This is a genomic window from Bartonella sp. MR63HLJHH, from assembly GCF_042194155.1.
GTDB lineage: Bacteria > Pseudomonadota > Alphaproteobacteria > Rhizobiales > Rhizobiaceae > Bartonella > Bartonella grahamii.
Window position 1 is genome coordinate 1 of the sequence record NZ_JBHIMN010000017.1, and the last position, 18,565, is coordinate 18,565.

At 36.8% G+C, this 18,565-nt stretch carries 9 protein-coding genes and 2 pseudogenes; 3 read left to right on the plus strand and 8 right to left on the minus strand.

Translation table 11 applies throughout. The annotated features are described in order from the left end of the window. Together ACFIKQ_RS08465 and ACFIKQ_RS08470 are read right to left on the minus strand one after the other, a co-directional pair. A pseudogene (locus ACFIKQ_RS08465) lies at positions 1-189 on the minus strand (hypothetical protein); the annotation flags it as partial. Between the two features lie 646 nt (positions 190-835). Then, positions 836-1,966 carry a metallophosphoesterase gene (locus ACFIKQ_RS08470; protein ID WP_375656261.1) on the minus strand — a complete coding sequence of 377 codons (1,131 nt, stop codon included), beginning with the start codon at positions 1,964-1,966 and terminating at the stop codon, positions 836-838. 1,265 nt (positions 1,967-3,231) lie between these two features. Here ACFIKQ_RS08470 and ACFIKQ_RS08475 point away from each other — a divergent pair. The 3 genes from ACFIKQ_RS08475 to ACFIKQ_RS08485 all read left to right on the plus strand — a co-directional run bounded on the left by ACFIKQ_RS08475 (position 3,232) and on the right by ACFIKQ_RS08485 (position 12,030). Further along, entirely contained in the window at positions 3,232-6,531 is a 3,300-nt protein-coding gene (locus ACFIKQ_RS08475; RefSeq protein ID WP_375656264.1) for an autotransporter outer membrane beta-barrel domain-containing protein, read from the plus strand. A 682-nt stretch (positions 6,532-7,213) separates the two neighbouring features. After that, positions 7,214-11,455 (plus strand): right-handed parallel beta-helix repeat-containing protein, encoded by a 4,242-nt coding sequence (locus ACFIKQ_RS08480; RefSeq protein ID WP_375656262.1) that lies wholly within the window; start codon positions 7,214-7,216, stop codon positions 11,453-11,455. A gap of 365 nt (positions 11,456-11,820) precedes the next feature. Next, positions 11,821-12,030, plus strand: a complete 210-nt coding sequence (locus ACFIKQ_RS08485; RefSeq protein ID WP_375656263.1) for a hypothetical protein — start codon at positions 11,821-11,823, stop codon at positions 12,028-12,030. Between the two features lie 622 nt (positions 12,031-12,652). On the opposite strand, the gene ACFIKQ_RS08490 is transcribed toward ACFIKQ_RS08485, so the two are convergent. The 6 genes and pseudogenes from ACFIKQ_RS08490 to ACFIKQ_RS08515 all read right to left on the minus strand — a co-directional run. Then, positions 12,653-13,435 carry an ABC transporter ATP-binding protein gene (locus ACFIKQ_RS08490; protein WP_015856301.1) on the minus strand — a complete coding sequence of 261 codons (783 nt, stop codon included), beginning with the start codon at positions 13,433-13,435 and terminating at the stop codon, positions 12,653-12,655. Continuing rightward, entirely contained in the window at positions 13,422-14,306 is an 885-nt protein-coding gene (locus ACFIKQ_RS08495) for an ABC transporter ATP-binding protein (RefSeq protein WP_015856300.1), read from the minus strand. Before ACFIKQ_RS08495 ends, ACFIKQ_RS08490 begins: the two co-directional genes overlap by 14 nt. Continuing rightward, on the minus strand, positions 14,299-15,228 hold the full coding sequence (locus tag ACFIKQ_RS08500; RefSeq protein WP_015856299.1) for an ABC transporter permease: 930 nt from the start codon (positions 15,226-15,228) through the stop codon (positions 14,299-14,301). The genes ACFIKQ_RS08495 and ACFIKQ_RS08500 overlap by 8 nt, the downstream gene beginning before the upstream one ends. A 2-nt stretch (positions 15,229-15,230) precedes the next feature. Then, on the minus strand, positions 15,231-16,304 hold the full coding sequence (locus tag ACFIKQ_RS08505; RefSeq protein ID WP_015856298.1) for an ABC transporter permease: 1,074 nt from the start codon (positions 16,302-16,304) through the stop codon (positions 15,231-15,233). A gap of 112 nt (positions 16,305-16,416) precedes the next feature. After that, complete coding sequence (locus tag ACFIKQ_RS08510; protein WP_375636654.1) at positions 16,417-18,018, minus strand: ABC transporter substrate-binding protein; 1,602 nt, start codon at positions 18,016-18,018, stop codon at positions 16,417-16,419. Between the two features lie 373 nt (positions 18,019-18,391). Then, positions 18,392-18,565, minus strand: a pseudogene (locus ACFIKQ_RS08515) (ABC transporter substrate-binding protein); the annotation flags it as partial.

An 18,565-nucleotide genomic window follows, 5' to 3' on the forward strand; every position in this document is an offset into this window, starting at 1 on the left:
AAATTGTGCAATCGGTTGAATGGCTGTTGTGCCTCCCAAAAAACTTGGCAAAAACTCTCTTAAATTAATGGACCCAAACCACCCCTTCATACGATGAGGCAAAGATTTACAAAAATCTGTCAATTGTGAGATGGTGCCCATAAAACCATCGACAATCCAACTCGCTAAATCTTCCCCAGCTTGTTCCATACTTGCCTTGGCAGCATCAGAGAGCTTTTCGCGGGCAAAAAAACTCTTTCTAAACTGAAACTTCTTAAAATCCCCTTTTTACACTTTTCTCCAAGCAAAGATAAAACTGTCAAGACATGTGAGTGTCATCTAAGAGTAATTGCGTGAAACCATAACCACTATAAACAGACACTAATATTTGTATCGTATTGTATCTATTTACTTACGTATAAAAGAAGAAGATAAAATTGTAATACAATTAAAAGTTCATACGATTAATCAAAAGAAATTGTACAGCATCACAAAACATCAATTGTTTGAAGATTATAAGTAAAAAATTAATCAAAACAAAAAGCTTTCTTGGTAATTCTGGATACTTCCTCGACACCCTCCTCTTCTTTTCAAAGATGAAAGCCTAAAAAGAAAAAATAGAATAACAAACCATTATTCCGCTTTGTATTAAAGCTTTTGTATTAAAGCTCAGTTCACATTAAACCATTGCACTTATAGCGCTTAACCTAATATTTTAGCATTTTTGAAAAAAATATGAAAAAGATGTCTGATTTTTTATTCTATTTTTAAGTAACACTTAGACACTCTCATTGCTCTTCAAGTCCACGCATATAATACGTTTTTCCTTCATCCTTAAAACAAAGAAAAAATCCTATTATAACTGACTGCAACTTTCGGAAAATTGGGTGTCTTTCCCTATAACACCAAGATCTTTAATTAAAAGCGGTTTTCCTATTTCTCCATTATAGGCTTTAACGTGAATGGTCTTTCCCTTCACATCTATGAGGTAATAATCTCCATTAAAAAGCGCACCAGCTGTATAGATAGGGATATTTCCAAAAACCTTATCATTTTTCGCACGGCAATAAGACTGATAATGCGTGTGACCCACGAAGATTGCTTTAACATTATGAGAAGTAATAATTGACTTAAAGACCGACAAATCTTTAGCATTCTTTTTACAAATAAAAAAGGATTCACCATCAATGGAGGCAGCACGCGCATCATGAAAATTAATGATTGTCACTTTACCTCTTGCATCAGCAGCAGCTAAATCGTTCCTAAGCCAATCTAAAGATTTATTGATTTGCACCTGTATAGACTGTCCCATCAAACGAACCGTATAGCTTGGATAATTGTGAAGCTGCACATAGTGAACATCTCCATAATCCCAAGAATAACTCAAACTTCCCCTTATCGAGCGAATATTTCCACCCGAAATGGGAACCAAACTTTCCGTAACATCTGCATTGAAATGCGATAATTGACTACGATATTTTTTGATTTCCGATACCATTCTTGAAACTGCACTTATAGCACAAGCATCTTTGTAAAAACTGAATTCTTGAGGATTTGTACAATTACCAACATTATTGGCATAATCATGATTCCCTAGACCCTCATAGACAGGCGCTCCAAGAGTTTTATAAATATTTTTATAATCATCATAGTTTTTTTGTTGTCCAAACTCCGTCAGATCACCATTGACAATATGGAACGCGGCCTTGTGCGCTTTTATCACACCAGCAACCTGCTCATTTATCTTTAACCATGGCTCTCTGTTGGATATTCCATTGGCATCACCAGAGTTTAAACGCCAGGGTTGCGGATCAGCCATGATGATAGCAGTATAATTTTTTGTAAGAGACTTTTCTTTCATAGACCAGCCCATGAATGCATCATGATAAAGCCTCTCGTCCCTTCTTAACTTTTCAGAATCAAGGTTAAAACAACCAGAGAGAGTAAAAGCAATCACGGTGATTACCAATTCAACTTTATATCTCATAAACCTATCACCATAAAAACGTTATATATTTTATTATATTATAAAAAATTCTTCAGAAGCAATTTTTTAGATTTTCTTGTCAAGAGTGTGTCAAAAATTCAAAAGAACGAAAGCAATGATCCTTCAATGAAGGTGCACTTTGATGATATAAAAGCACTGCTGGTTTCAAACCTTCAACTTCAAGCACTTTAATTGATTGAGATTTATACGCTTGGGCTCTAGTTCTTTCAAATGTCATCGATACATCAACCGCTTACCGAAAACTAGTTATTTATCAAAAGCTTAGTAAACGTTCGTATCCTATTAAAATATCCCAACAGAAGAAAAAACGTGTTCTGTATGCTAAAATAGTCAACTCCTTTCGATATCAAGATCAAATACGTTAGAATCTTATGATAAATAAGGTAGAAATAATCAAAAGTGCTAGAAACAGTGTTTGAGTATTACCGTCATAACTCACTTTGATAAAATATAAAACTGCATAAGTATCATAAAAAACATTATTATTAATTCACAAAAAACAATATAAAATATGTAAGTATTATAATAACATTGTTTGTTAAATATAAATTTATACAAATTTAATATTAGTTAATCTTTAATTTTGACAAGAAACCAAAAATATATTACAAAACTAAAGACAATTATCGAAATTAATAACAACTATCCATTTTCACTTCTTCTTATGAAGTTTTCGGGGGAATGAATATTTTGGGGCTCTCATAAGGAGAATATTGGTGTATAAAACATCCCTTTTATCATGCACGGCTACAGCCGCTATCATCCTATTCAACATCCAGTTCAATGCACATGCTGAAAGTCTCGAAGTGTCTGAGGGAAAGACAGTATCCGAACTCGGAAAAACCTATGAGATTATTCATGCAAAAACCGGCGGAAAAATCATTGGCAAGGATTTAAAAATAATCGTTCCTGAATCTAAAAAAACTGGTGTAATCTCTGAAGGTGATGGTAGCAAAATTACGTTAAAAGGGGAAACAACCATTGAAAAAGCCATAAATGGGCTTTGGGCAGAAAATAAGGGCAAAATCGTTAGCGAAAATTTAACAATAGAAGGAAGTAATACAGGTGTTGGTGTAGCAACTCAAAATCTTGGTAGTGAGATTGAATTAAAAGGCTCAACAACCATTGAAAAAGTAACAAACGGTCTTACGGCAACACTTGGGGGCAAAATTGTTAGCAACAATCTAACAATAACCGGCTCTGAAACTGAAAACAGTACTGGTGCAATAGTCTATTTCAACAGTATGATTACATTAAACGGTACAACAACCATTGAAAAAGTAACAAACGGTCTTAAGGCAACACTTGGGAGCAAAATTGTTAGCAACAATCTAACAATAACCGGCTCTGAAACTGAAAACAGCACTGGTGCAATAGCCTATTCCAACAGTATGATTACATTAAACGGTACAACAACCATTGAAAAAGTTGCAAACGGCCTTGATGTACGAGATGGAGCGACTATCAAGATGATTGATGGTTCCATTGCTGCATCTCATATAGGTGCTATTTTCGAAATGAGTATTAACGAAAGCACGTTGGAAGATGTTACAATATCGAGCGGCAAAGATGACACCCTTATGGATAAGGGAATAAGAGCTTACAACAGCACAGTAACTTTGAACAATGTGACCGTTACTAAAGCACTAACAGGCATATCTGCAAATGATTTCTCCATAGTAAAAGTCTCCAAAGGAACATTCAATGGAAAAATTGATGGTGTATATGCTCAAAACTACAGCAGAATTACTTTAAACGGCACTGAAGTCATTTCATCTGATGCTTATGGTCTTCATGCTGATGGACAAAAATCCAATGCAGAAAAAGCCACTATCATAATGACGGGAGGAAAGGTAAATGGGAAAGACGCTGCATTATTTGCAGAAAAAGGCGGACAGATTGATGCCACAGATGTTGCTTTAACAACAGAGGGAAAAGGAAGCGGTGCATTTGTAAGTGGCGATGACAGCACAATTCAATTGCATGGTGATACAATAATTAATAATACTTTGAGCGGACTCGATGCCGTTAATGGTGGCAAAATCATTAGCGAAAACTTATCGATAATCGGTGGTGAAGCGATTGATCAAGGCCCCGACAACGAACGCACTGGTGTATGGACATCGGACTCTGGTAGTGAAGTTAGGTTAATGGGCAAAACAACCATTCAAAATGTCGATGAAGGTTTTTATGCAGACGGTGGAAGTGAAATCATTAGCGGAGATTTAATTATAACCGGTGGTGAAAGTAAAACAATGACCGTTGGTGTAAACGTTGCGGAACCTGATAGTTTAATTAAGTTAAATGGTAAAACAACCATTCAAAATTTTGATGTTGGTCTCACAGCAGGGAATAATAGCACGATTAAGATGACGAATGGTTATATTGGAGCAGCACAGAATACAATAAAAAATAAAATAGATGCAAAAAAAGTTGCACTATGGGCGGCATTTAACGGACATATTGATGTCCAGAATGCTTCTCTAACAGCAGGAGTTTCTGGTTTGCAATTTATAGCCCTCTATAATATTAAATCAGATGTACCTCAAAAACATCAAAGCAATGAAATCAATTTAACCAATGCAGATGTTCACGCTGAAAATGGTACTGGAATTTTTGTTGGAGGTTTCACTAACACAAACATGGAAGATATTCCAACTTTATCAATCGGTACAGTCAATCTCAAAAATTCAGAAATCCATGCTGATGTATTGTTAGGAGATGGTCTTTTCGAAAATCCAAAATCTTGGAAAAACGACAATTATTGGAACAATAAAGAGGTTAAAGCGATCTCCAACGGCACCTTCACCTTAAGCGCTGATCAGTCTACTTTAGAAGGCAGAGCAAATATTGCTAAAGACAGAAATGTACACTTTGATCTGAAAAACAAGACAACATGGACACTAAAGACCAGTACAAAAGAAAAAGATGATGATGGCCAACTGATTGATATTGCTCAAAGATCTCGTTCTGATATTTCCACGCTTAATCTCGACAATAGCTCCATTATCTTTAATGGACCAACAGAAGAGCATTATCACACATTGCATATAGGTTCTGGTAAACCAGACAGCACAGCAGTCTACAATGCAACGGGTGATGCACAGATTTACTTCAACATTGCTTGGAGTGATGGTGTAGCAAGTGCCGATCAAAAAACTGATAGGCTTCTCATTCACGGTGATGTCTCAGGCAACACAACAGTTTATATCAAAAGCGATTCAGGGGATAAAAATAGTGTAGTAAATGCTGCTGATCCTTCGAATATCGGTGGACTTTCGCTTATTCAAGTCTCTGGGAAAGCACAGGAAGACTCTTTCAAACTGGCAAATGGCTATACCACACTAGGGGGAGAACCTTATAAATATACGCTGACTGCTTATGGACCAGACTCAAGCCATGGACAAGCCGATATTGCGCAAAACCTGTTTGATGAAAAGAATGAAAATTTCTGGGATTTCCGTTTACACAAAGAAATTCTTGAAACTGGTTCAGGTTCTGCTGGCTCGGGTTCAGGTTCTGCTGGCTCGGGTTCTGGTTCTGCTGGATCGGGTTCAGGTTCTGGCTCTGGTCCAAGTGTAGCCGCTCTTGTACCACAGACAGCAAGCTATTTGGTCATGCCAAATGCTCTCTTCTACAGTGGATTAACCGATATGGCTAAACAAAACGCGCTCTTAGCCAATATCAGAACATCCGTCTTAGGAAAAGAAGAAGAGAAACAAACAGGTTTCTTCCTCTACACTTACGGAAGCACAGGAACTTTATCTTCTGAACGTGGTCCTCTCAAATATGGTTATGGTGCTGATATTCGTTATGCTGCTCTCCAAGCCGGTGTCACATTGGCAGCAATTGAAGGACAAAATACCGCAACACATCTCGGTCTTGTAGGCACCTATGGGCAGCTGTCGTTTACACCAAAGGACATATCAGATGCAGGGAAGAACACGCTAGATAAATGGTCACTGACAGCCTATGGTAGTATACAACACAACAATGGTTTCTACATTGATGCACTCTTATCCTACGGTATCCTAAAAGGGCATATCGCCAATGCCATCAGAGGCAATACCGCAAAGTTGAACGATGCCAAAATGTTGAGTATTTCCACCACTGTTGGCAAAGAATTTGCAACCAATATGGAAGGTTTAACATTTGAGCCACAAGCACAAATTGCCTATCAACATTTGATGTTTAATACCATTGAAGATGCTGATAATTTTGCTGTTGATATGAACAATCCTTCTCAATGGTTGATCCGTGTTGGTGGACGTTTGACCAAAACCATTTCCACTGAAAACAACCGTCCTATGTCTTTCTATGGAAAAGTAAACTTGATCAAAACCTTTGGTGATGATGGTAGCATTCATATTGGTAGAGACTTTGACCTTGATCCTATGGGACCTGCAATTGAAGGCGGCATTGGCATCAATGCACAACTGTCTCACAATTTCTCCCTTCATGGTGATGTAAGCTATCAACAGAAGCTTCAGAAAACTGGTATAAGTGGTGCAAGCTTTTCAGGTGGAATACGCTATCAGTTTTAAGACAAGGCTGTAAAAATAGCCTATCATTCTATTTAATTTAACAAAAAGCAGCACAATAGTGCTGCCTTTTTTTGTATATTAAAGCCGTCTTTCTCTTTTCAAGGATCTCTCTTCTATTCATGTGAAAAATGCAGCGCAGAACATTCTTCTACGAAACTTATTCAATCAGATACAATAAACATAACAAGAATCCTCAACAAATTCATGCGACACATTCAAGAAGAATGCTACGCTTTGTAAAAACACATCAAGCAGTATTCTTTATCTTAAACAGAAAACGCGTTTTAAATCCAAAATGAGGAAACTTTTTTCATTTTTGCTTATTGCTCCCAACAGCGCTTGCCCTCCCCTTTTTCCTTAATGCGGAAAAAATTGTAACCGATATTATGCGCCTTCAACAAAAATCTACATAAGCTAAAATTCACTTAAAATATTATTTCTGAATATTCATTTTATATTTATAAAAAATATTTAATTACTAAATAGTAAGCTAAAAAAAGAATTATTATTTAATAATACATTTAAATTGAATATAAATTATATTATCATATACTTTAATTTGACAGGTAAGAATAAACAAAATAGGCTGAATCGGTTATTTTATTGAAAACCATCTATTTTCACTTCTTCTTATGAAGTCGGCGGGAAAATGAATGTTGGGGGCTTTAAAAGGAGTGGACTGATGCCTAAAAAATTTCTTCTATCCTGCACAGCAATTATGGCAGTTGTACTGTCTGGTATCCATCTTAATGCACAAGCTAAAAATCTTGAAATTTCAGAAAGTAAAAAAGAAGTTTCCAACGAAACCTATGAAATTATTCACGCAAAAAAAGGTGGCCAAATTATCGGCAAGCATTTGACGATAATCGGAAACAAAAAAACAAACACCAATATAAGTACAAATACGCACGCTATAACAGCTGAAGGTTCTAACACTGCGATTGAATTACTGGATGCTACAACCATTAAAGGAACTGGTTCTAACATTTTCTTCGGTCTTGAAGCAAAAGATGGTGCTACACTAAAAATGACTGGGGGAACTATTACAGTTTCCAAAACTGGCGCTAAATTCTTGAACAGTAAGAATGCTGAAAACAAGCTAAAAGATATAATAATATCAAGTGGCAAAGGCAAAGAACCACTAAATTTTGCAATAGTTGCAGACAAAGACAGTGAAGTCACTTTAGAAAATCTAAAGGTGAGTAAGGCAATGAATAGCGTCGTCGCAAATAATCAGTCTAAGGTCACAATCTCTGGAGGATCATTTGATGCAAAAGGCGCATCAATACATGCTCTAAGCAGCGGCACGATTACTTTAACTAACAATGCTCAAATTACATCATCTGATAACGTTGGTCTCTATGCAGAAGGCTCAAAAGCCAAGATCACAATGACGGGAGGAAATATAACAGGAAAAGATGCCGCATTATCTGCAACCAAAGGTGGCCATATTCAAGTCACAGACGTGTCCTTAAAAATAATAAATAGCCCAACTTTCACTGTCAATGCTTACAATTCTGATACCATAATTGAGTTGCTCGGAAATACAACCATTAGCGGTGATGGAGGTGGACTTTTTGCAAAAGATAATGCTATGATCAAAATGACTGGAGGATCCATTAACGCTTCCTATATTGGTGCTAGCTTCAATAATAGTAAGAACGCTGGAAACAAGCTAAAAGATATAATAATATCAAGTGGCAAGGGCAAAGCACCACTATCCGGTGGTGTATTTGCGTACAATGGCAGTCAAGTCACTTTAGAAAATGTAAAAGTGACTAAGGCAATGAATAGCGTTACTGCAAATAATAAATCTGAAATCACGGTATTGGGAGGGTCATTTGATGCCACAAAGGCAGCAATATCTGCTTACAATGGCAGTCGCGTAACTCTGACCAACAATGTTCAAGCTACATCATCTCATGGCACTGGACTTCATGCAACAGATTCAGAAACCACAATCGAAATGACGGGAGGAAGCATAATCACAGAAAAAATGGCGTTGGTTGCAGAAAATGGTGGACATATCAAGGTCACGGATGTTGCGTTAACAGCGACGAATGATAAAATCGGAACAGTTGTCGCCGGCGGTCCGAACAGCATGATTGAATTGCATGGGAATACAACAATTAAGAATGCTGTAGTCGGTCTTCATGCACAAAACAGTGGAATGATAAAAATGATCGGAGGGACCATTACAGCTTCTGAAACCGGTGCTGGTTTCTACAATAGTAAGAGCGATGAAAACAAGCTAGAAAATGTGAAAATATCGAGCAGTAACGATAAAGAGCCTAAAATCACAGGAATAGGTGCCGATAAGGAAAGTAAAGTCACTTTAGAAAATGTAACAGTTACGCAGGCAAAAAGCGGCATAGCTGCGAATAATCATTCTAAAGTAACGGTTTCTGGAGGATCATTTGAGGGGAAAACCGTAGGAGTATACGCTGGAAACGGTAGTAACATTACTTTAACTAGTAGTAAAAAAGGCAATGTACAAGTTACATCATCATCATCGAATAGCAAAGGACTCTATACAAATGGTTTACATTCTACCATCACAATGACGGGGGGAACAGTAACCGGAGAATTAGCATTAAATGCAGAAAACGGTGGGCATATTAAGGTCACAGATGTTTCTCTAACAACAACAAATGGCAATGGGGGAGGAGCAGGAGTTGATAGCGCTAATAGTATGATTGAATTATATGGAAATACAACGATTAAGAATGCTACTGTCGGGCTTTTGGCAAGTAATGATGGCGTAATTAAAATGATAGGGGGAACCATTACGGCTTCTGCAACTGGTGTTGGCTTCGTGAACAGTAAGAGCACCAAAAACAAACTAGAAAATGTAATAATATCAACCGGTAAAGATAAAAATTCAGGCAACGGAATACGTCTAGAGAAAGAAAGTAGACTCACTTTAAAAAATGTAAAAGTGACTCAAACAGGCAACAGCGTAATTGCAAATAATCGTTCTAACATAACAATCTCTGGAGGATCATTTGATTCAAGCTATGCAACAATATGTGCTCAAAACGGCAGCAGCATCACCTTAACGGACAATGCTCAAATTACGTCATATGATGAAGCAGGACTCTATGCACAAGACTCAAAATCCACGATTATAATGACAACAGGAAGCGTGACAGGAAAATATACAGCCTTAGAAGCAGATATAGGTGGCCATATTACGGTTACAAATGTTGCTTTAAAAGCAACTAATAATGGCAGTGGTGTAGCTGCTGGTGCAGCTTCCTCTGGCTCTAACAGTGTGATTGAATTGCTTGGAAATACAACGATCAGTGACGTTAAAATCGGAATTGATGCGCAAAACGATAGTACAATCAAAATGATCGGAGGAACAATTACTGCTTCCGAATCTGGCGTTCATTTGTTAAAAAATAAGAGCAATAACAAACTGAAAGATGTAACGATATTAAATAGTAAGGACAATACACTACTGATCAACGCAATAATTGCAAGAAGAAGTGCCATTACTTTAGAAAATGTAACCGTTCCGCAAGCAATCAATAGCATAATTTCAGATAATGGTTCTCAAATAACAGTTTCTGGAGGATCATTTAACGCAGAAGGTGCAGCAATATCTGCCATAAACGGCAGTACCATTACTTTAACTGACAATACTCAAATTACATCATCTGACGACGCTGGACTCTATGCAAAAGACTCAAAATCTGTCGTTACCGTAACGGGAGGAACAGTACAAGGTAAAACTACTGCATTATCTGCCCAAAATGGTGGACGTATTAAAGCCACGAATGTTACTCTAATAACAGCAGATAGCAACGGATCCGGTGCGGAAAGCCAAGATGTTGGCAGTTTAGTTGAATTATATGGCCACACAACGATTAAAAATGCTGAGATCGGACTTTCTTCAGAAAATGGCGGGATGATTAAAATGATCGGAGGAACAGTAATTGCCGAAAATAGTGCATTTGTTGTAAATAATAATGGACATATTGATGTGACAGATGTTTCTGTCACAGCAGAAGATAGAGGTATAGCATTTGAAAAATCCAAGAACAATAAAACATCAGAAGTCAATTTAACCAATACAAAACTTCACATTAAAAATGGTACTGGAATTAATGCAAATGAATCAATTGGTAAAGTCAATCTCAAAAATTCAGAAATCCGTGCCAATGTTTTATTAGTAACCGAAGCTTCAACGAAAAAAAATGATTTCACTTTTACACTAAACGCCGATCACTCCGTCTTAGACGGCAAAGTGAGCACCGAAAAAAAATTCAAAACAATCTTTGATTTGCAAAACAATACGAAATGGACATTGAAAACAAGCACAAATAAAAAAAGCCAGAACGAACAACTGCTTGATATTGCTCAAAGAGTACGTTCTGATATTTCTGTCCTTAACATCAATGACAGCTCTATTGTTTTTGAAGAGCCAACAGAAGATCATTATCACACGTTGCACATAGGATCTGGCAGACCAAATACTAAAAAAGTCTACAATGCTACAGGAAAAGCAGAAATTCATTTCAATGTCGAATGGAGTGATAGCGCTGCCGTAAACAAACAAAAAGCTGACCATCTTCTGATTCACGGTGATGTTTCAGGGACTACACTGATTTATATCACTGGACATTTAGAAAAGAACAATATTAAAGCAGACACTTCTGCTCTTACCAGTGTACGTGGTCTTTCACTCATTCAAGTGTCTGGAAAAGTAAATCAAAACTCTTTCAAACTTGCAAATGGCTATATCACAATAAGTGGTTCACCTTATAAATATATACTGAAAGCTTATGGACCAAAATCAAACCACAGTAAAACAAATACTGAACAAAACCTTTTAGGAGAAAATAAAAATTTTTGGGATTTTCGCTTGCAACCATTACTGCTTGATAGCGACTCAAAAGTAAAAAACATCGTGCCATAAATACAAACTCTTTGATCATGCCCAGTGCTCTCTTGTATGCTGGATTGACCGATATGGCTAAGCAAAGTGCAACTGTTAACCAATATGCGACATTTGTCTTAAGGAAAGAATAAGACAAACGGAATGGCTTTTTCTTATACACCTATGGAAAAACAGGAAGCTTATTTTTTGATAAGTAGTACTTCTAGTAGATATGGTTATAGCAGTACTCATCTTCGTTATGCTGCTCTACAAGGAGCTGTTAACTTTGTCGCGCTAGAAAGGAAAAATATCTACAACACATTTTGGTCTTATAGAAACCTATGGACAACTCTCTTTGCACTCCAAAGAATATGCAAGACAGCAAGTAAGAGCATATTGAATAAATGGTCATTTCACTCACCGCCTATAGCAGTAAACAGCGTGACAGTGGTTTTTATCTTAATACTCTTTTATCCTATGAAATCCTAAAAGAAGATATCATCAATGCCATCATTGACAAAACAGCAAAATTGAAATCAGCTATCAACAACAGCTTTAAAAAAACTGGTATATCCGGAGCAAGTTTTTCAGGTGGAATACACTATCAGTTTTAAATCAAGGCTATAACAACAGACGTATTGTTATCTGTATACACTTTATCAAAAATGGCAATACAATATGCTGCCTTTTTTATTCATAAAATCTGTTTTTCTTTCAAAGAACCTCTTTATTAAGAATAGAAAACAACAAAAATAGTTGAATCATTCTCATGTACCATTGAAAAATTTTCATAACAGCTTCTTCTTTTGCAAAGAATAAAACTTAGCATTTTCTGATAAATAAGAGCTAACATTGTAAAAAAGAATAAACAAATCAAAACAATAAAAATCAAACTATACTCTAAAGAATAAATTTTCCTAGAAAACATAGCATTATTAATCACCTATTATTTTTTACAAGTTTAATGCTCATCTACAATGAAAACTTCTAGACATAAATTTATAATTAACAAATTATACAAAAAAATACATAATGCGCGTTATGAGTCATGCAGATGACTCATAACGTTGTACAACTAATAAAGTGAAAAATATGAGAGCTAAAACTTCTCTCAATAAATTATATCGATAAGATTTCACACTATAAAAAATACAAAAACTCTCTATTACAACAAAGATACTAAATACTTCTCGAAACCTAAAACAGAAAAATGTATTTTCTCTTTTGGAAAATCGATCATACTCTTTGCTCTCTATGGACAATAGGCTCTATACTTGCTTCAAAAAACTCCTTTGTATAATCGTGTTGCGCATGTAAATTACGCAATTCATCATTGCTAAGCTCTTCAAGAATAATCCCTTTATGCATAATTCCAACACGTTCACAAATATGTGCAACAACAGCAAGATCATGGGATACCATCAAATAAGTAAGCTTTTTTCTCGCTCGCAACGATTTCAACAAGTTTAAAATTTCAGCCTGTACCGATACATCCAATGCAGATGTTGGCTCATCAAGCAACAAGACCTCTGGTTCAATAATTAAAGCACGTGCAAGAGCAATACGCTGACGCTGCCCTCCAGACAGCTCATGAGGATAACGATAAAGAAATGAAGAATCTAACCCAACGGAATCTAAAGCATCCTCCACCCGCTCCTTTTGGTTATCCATCCCATGGATTTTGAGAGATTCAGAAAGAACCGTATGGACCATTTTTCTTGGATGAAGTGATGCATAAGGATCTTGAAAAACCATTTGAATACAGCGTAAAAAATCCTTACTTCTTTTCTTTTCGACTTCTTGTCCAGCAAAAAGGAACTTTCCACTATAATCTGGAATAAGCCCCACCAATGTATTCAAAATTGTTGATTTTCCACATCCGGATTCACCAATCAAACCATAAGCTTCACCACGCTTAATATGAAAATTAACATTTTTAACAACTGTTACTGCCTTATGCCTATGACCAAAAGTTACAGATAAATTAGAAACATCAATAATATTCTCACAATTTGTCATGAGGAACCTCCTCAACACCATTAACAATCGTAGGATTATGTAACCAATCAGGATCACGCTCAGGAACAGCCAAAACATCAACAGGATTATCAAGCCGTGGCAAACTCGCGAGCAATGCCTTCGTATAAGGATGACAAGCGTGAGACAAATCAGAAGCAGGCAACTCTTCTAACACACGGCCTGCATACATCACCAAAATACGATCACAAAAATCAGCAATCATATTCAAATCATGGCTAATGAAAATAAGTCCCGTTCCAGATTTTGTCACAAGTTCATCTAATACAGATAAAACTTGTCGTCTGACCGTAATATCAAGTGCAGATGTTGGCTCATCGGCAATAATTAAATCAGGTTTTGGAATGAGCATCATTGCAATCATCACACGCTGCCCCATCCCCCCTGATATTTCATGAGGAAATAGGCGCATCACATGTTCAGGATCACGAATATGAACAGATTCTAACATAGATATAGTCCGTTCCTGCGCTTCAACTTTTGAAACGCGGTAATGAATACGGTAAGCCTCCATAATCTGCTCACCAATCCGTATTAATGGATTAAGTGAATATTTTGGGTCCTGTAAAATCATTGAAATACGCTTCCCGCGGATTTTTCGCATCTGAGGTTCACTTGCGGTCAATAAATCAACATCCTCAAAGCGCATTTTTTTAGCTTTAACAATGGCTGCTCTTGGACTCAACCTTAGTATTGCGCGCCCAGTCATCGATTTTCCAGATCCGGATTCACCAACAATTCCAATTTTTTCTTTTCCAACAGAAAAACTAACGCCACGCACAACTTCTGAAATGCCGCGCGTTGTAGGAAAAGAAATACGTAAATCTTCTACTTCTAATAATTTATTACCCATTGCGTGGATCCAATACATCACGAAGACCATCACCTAAAAGGTTGAAAGCAAGACTTGCAAATAATATTGCACAGCCTGGTATTGCCGCCAACCACCAATTTGTCATCATAAATTCCCGCCCTGAAGAAAGCATCGCACCCCATTCAGGACTTGGAAGTTGAGCTCCCAACCCTAAAAAACCAAGACCAGCAGCCGTTAAAATAATTCCAGACATATCTAAAGTTAATCGTACAATCACTGAAGGAATACACATGGGCGCAACGTGAAACAAAATTATTCTCCAAGCAGAAGCCCCTTGCAAGCGAACGACAGAAACATAATCAGAAGAACGTATTGTCAAAGTCTCAGCACGTGCTAAACGTGCAATTGGAGGCCATGCTGCAATTGAAATTGCAATAGAAGCATTTTCAATCCCTGGTCCCAATGCGGCTGAAAATGCAAGAGCTAAAATCAAACCTGGAAAAGCAAGAAAAATATCGACAATGCGCATGAGCACAGTATCAACCCATCCGCCCATATAACCAGATACAGTTCCAACAATAAGCCCTATTGGACCTACAATAATGGTTGTAAGAAAAACAACATAAAGAGTAATACGGGAACCAAAAACAAGGCGACTAAAAATGTCACGTCCTAATTCATCTGTTCCAAAATAATGCGCCATAGAGGGTGGCTGCAACCGATGCCCTAGATCATTGCTAAGAAAATCATGCGTAGCAATCCAAGGAGCAAAAAATGCACATATGATAATAATACAAATAATAAGCAGACCGAATACAGCCGAAAAGTTATGAAAAAACTTAACCAGTGCGTGATAAATTCTTTGTATGTTCGCCTGAATTATGGAGCTTGGAACAGGGTCGTTTAACCAACCGCCCAAAAAAGATGATGATTGCGATTTATGATGATTACTTACTGTCATATTCAACGTGTCCTTGGATCAAAAATGCGATAAAGCAAATCAGAAAATAAATTAATGGCGACAAAGATAAATCCTACAAGTAAAGTACATCCTACAACTGCATTCATATCTCCGGCTAAAAGAGCATTTGTCAAGTAATGTCCAAAACCAGGCCAAGCAAAAACTGTCTCCGTTAAAACAGCCCCTTCTAATAAAAAAGCATAAGAAAGCGCAACAACGGTAATAACCTGAACAGCAGCATTCTTAAAGGCATGTCCCCATACCGTTCGCGCCCACGATAACCCCTTTACACGTGCAGTAATGATATATTCCTGATTAAGCTGCTCAATCATAAACCCACGAGTCATACGGCTAATATAAGCCATAGCACCGAAAGCTAAGATCAAAGCAGGCATAATAATGTGACTAAAAACATTACCAAAAGCCTCCCATTGTCCTTGGCTTGCAGTATCCCAAAGGAAAAATCCTGTTTTTGGTTCGAAAGAATATTCATAAAGAAAATCAATACGTCCTGGACCACCAACCCAGCCAAGCTTGGCGTAAAATATTAACAAAGCCATTAAACCGAGCCAAAACGTTGGAGTAGAATAACTTACAAGTGTAAAAACACGAACAACATAATCAATAAATGAATCGCGATACATTGCTGCAAAAACACCAAATGGAATTCCAAGACTTGTGCCAATAACAATAGCAACGGTTGCAAGCTCTAATGTTGCAGGAAATACACGCATAATATCAGCTAGAACAGGACGCCCAGAAGTTAAAGCATCTCCAAAGTCAAATAAAAATACATTATGAAGATACTTCCAATATTGAACAATCAACGGCTTATCAAGACCAAGCTTATAATACATTGCATCATAAGCTTCCTGACTGATATTATCACCAAGAATAGACAGAACTGGATCTAGAGGAAGAAGATGACCAAGAAAAAAAGTGATCGTCACCAACCCAAGCAATGTGATAAAAACTGAAATAAGAAGTTTCAATCCTTTGCATAAAAAATCCCATAAAAATAATCTTTTCTGCTTTTCTGATACAGCTCTTTCAGTCTCTGAAAGTGGCAAAACCATTATAAAAATCCCCTCTGTAGCGACAAAACATAAAGCAAATACCTTTTTTTATATAACGAAACAACCTCTTATTAAGCATGTTCTACAATCCTTCTCTATAACATGCTTCTTTTTATTTTTCTGCTTCATTGTAATAAAGTCTATAACTGTTCCAAATCCATTTTTTGACATCAGGTCCCATACCAACGGTATAATATGTCTGAAATAAATAAACCATAGGACCATGCTCTAGCACATAATGCTGTAAAGTACGATATTGCATGATACGCTTATTGGGGTCTTTCTCAAACAAAGCATCCATCACCATGTTATTAATATTTTCATCATAATACCCAGCGCGCCAAGCCAAATACATATTGTGCTTTTTTGTAAATGTTGGATCAGGATTAAACACGTGATTTAATGAGGCAGGATGTCCATCAGGATCGGCACTCCCCCACCCCATAATAGCAGTATCATAATTTCCACCACGTACACGGCTCAACAATTGATTTTGTGCCATTTTTTCAATTGTCAGCTCAACACCAATTTTACGTGCATTGGCTTGAATAGACTGTGCAACAGACGACATATAACTAAGGCTTCCAACTAAAAGATTAGCTTTAAAACCGTTCGGATAACCAGCCTCAGTAATTAACTGTTTTGCTTTTTTCAAATCCAACTTAAAAGGCAGACCTTCTTTTTCATCCAAAGCACCAGGAACACCCAAGGACATATAAGTTGCCCGCGGAATAGCAATCCCCTTCAAAACAGTTTTTCCAAGACCTTCATAATCAACCAAATAACGAAGTGCCAATCTAACCTTTTCGTTTGCAAAAATTGCATTCTTATTATTTAATGATAAATAAATAATCTGGGGGCGCAAAACACGACTAATTTTGACTGGGCCTCCCTTTTTTTCAAGATCTAAAATATCCTCTGAAGAAAGATCACGCGCTATATCCACATCACCTTTTTCCAAAAGAAGTCTTTGACTTGATGAATCTGCTACGTGCTGCACAACAATCTTCTTAATTTTAGGCACATCGCCCCAATAATGCTGTGTAGCCTCTAATACAACTTTATCTCCTGGAGACCAGCTCACCAATTTATAAGGTCCAACACAAGCCGAATGTGTCGCTAAATATTTATTCCCCATATCACCGTTAATACTCTGCGCTTCAATTGTTTTCCGATCAAGCAAAGCAGAAGCATAAGACTGTCCAATAACAGTCAATATGAGCTGAATAGGGTAGGGTTTATCTAATTTTAATTGCAAAGTCTTATCATCAAGAGCTTGAATATTTGTTTCAACATTGTTTTTAGTAAACCCATAATCCATTAAAGATTGGGCATAGCTCAATCCTAATTTAATAATCCGCCGCATCGACCATACCAAATCTTGCGCCGTTGCTGTTCTTCCATCATTAAACTTTAAATCATCACGAAGATGAAAAACTATTCTTTTGCCATTATCTAAAACATCCCAAGATTTTGCCATAGCAGGGCGAATTTTTGTAGGATCATGTTCATCATATTGTACTAACGCGCTACAAATATTCGTCAATAACTCACTCGTCACGACTTCAACAGTTTGCGCTGGGTCAAAACTACTCATTGAATCAATATTCCATGCCATCACCAATATATCTTTAGATGAAGCACTAAATGCTGATGCTATAGCCCCATTTAAAAAAGCTGTTATGCCTAATAAAACAGAAAATTTTTTCAACATTTTTTTCCCATTTTTTTCCTATTATATTCTTATGCCTTTTCACACATAGCTGTTGTGATTTTGCTCTTTCATCTTTTAAACAGCATAGTATCAAACATCAACTTTATTTAATCAAACTAAGCATCTATAAAATAATTCTCTCATACATCAATCTATATTCGGGATGCAGAGAATCTGTAGCCACAAACAAAGATCTTGTCCAATATAACTTTCTATATTCATCCCCCTTAATAAACGACCTCCATCATATACAGCACAAACATCCCTCACAGTTTCATCCTTTAAGAAACTGAAGGACTTTTATATGAAAGAATATTTTCATCATGCAATTATGATCAAGCTATTTTACCTTTGACAACACCAAAAGACACTCTTATTTTTCAATTTTACTATAAAAAATACGCGGTGCACTATTCCAAACCCATTTTTTGACATCCGGTGTCATCGCGACAACGCTATATTGCTGGTAAATAAACGCATAAGGTCCTTTTTGCATAAGTTCACGTTGTAAATCAGCATATATTTGCGCCCGTTTTTGCGGATCTTT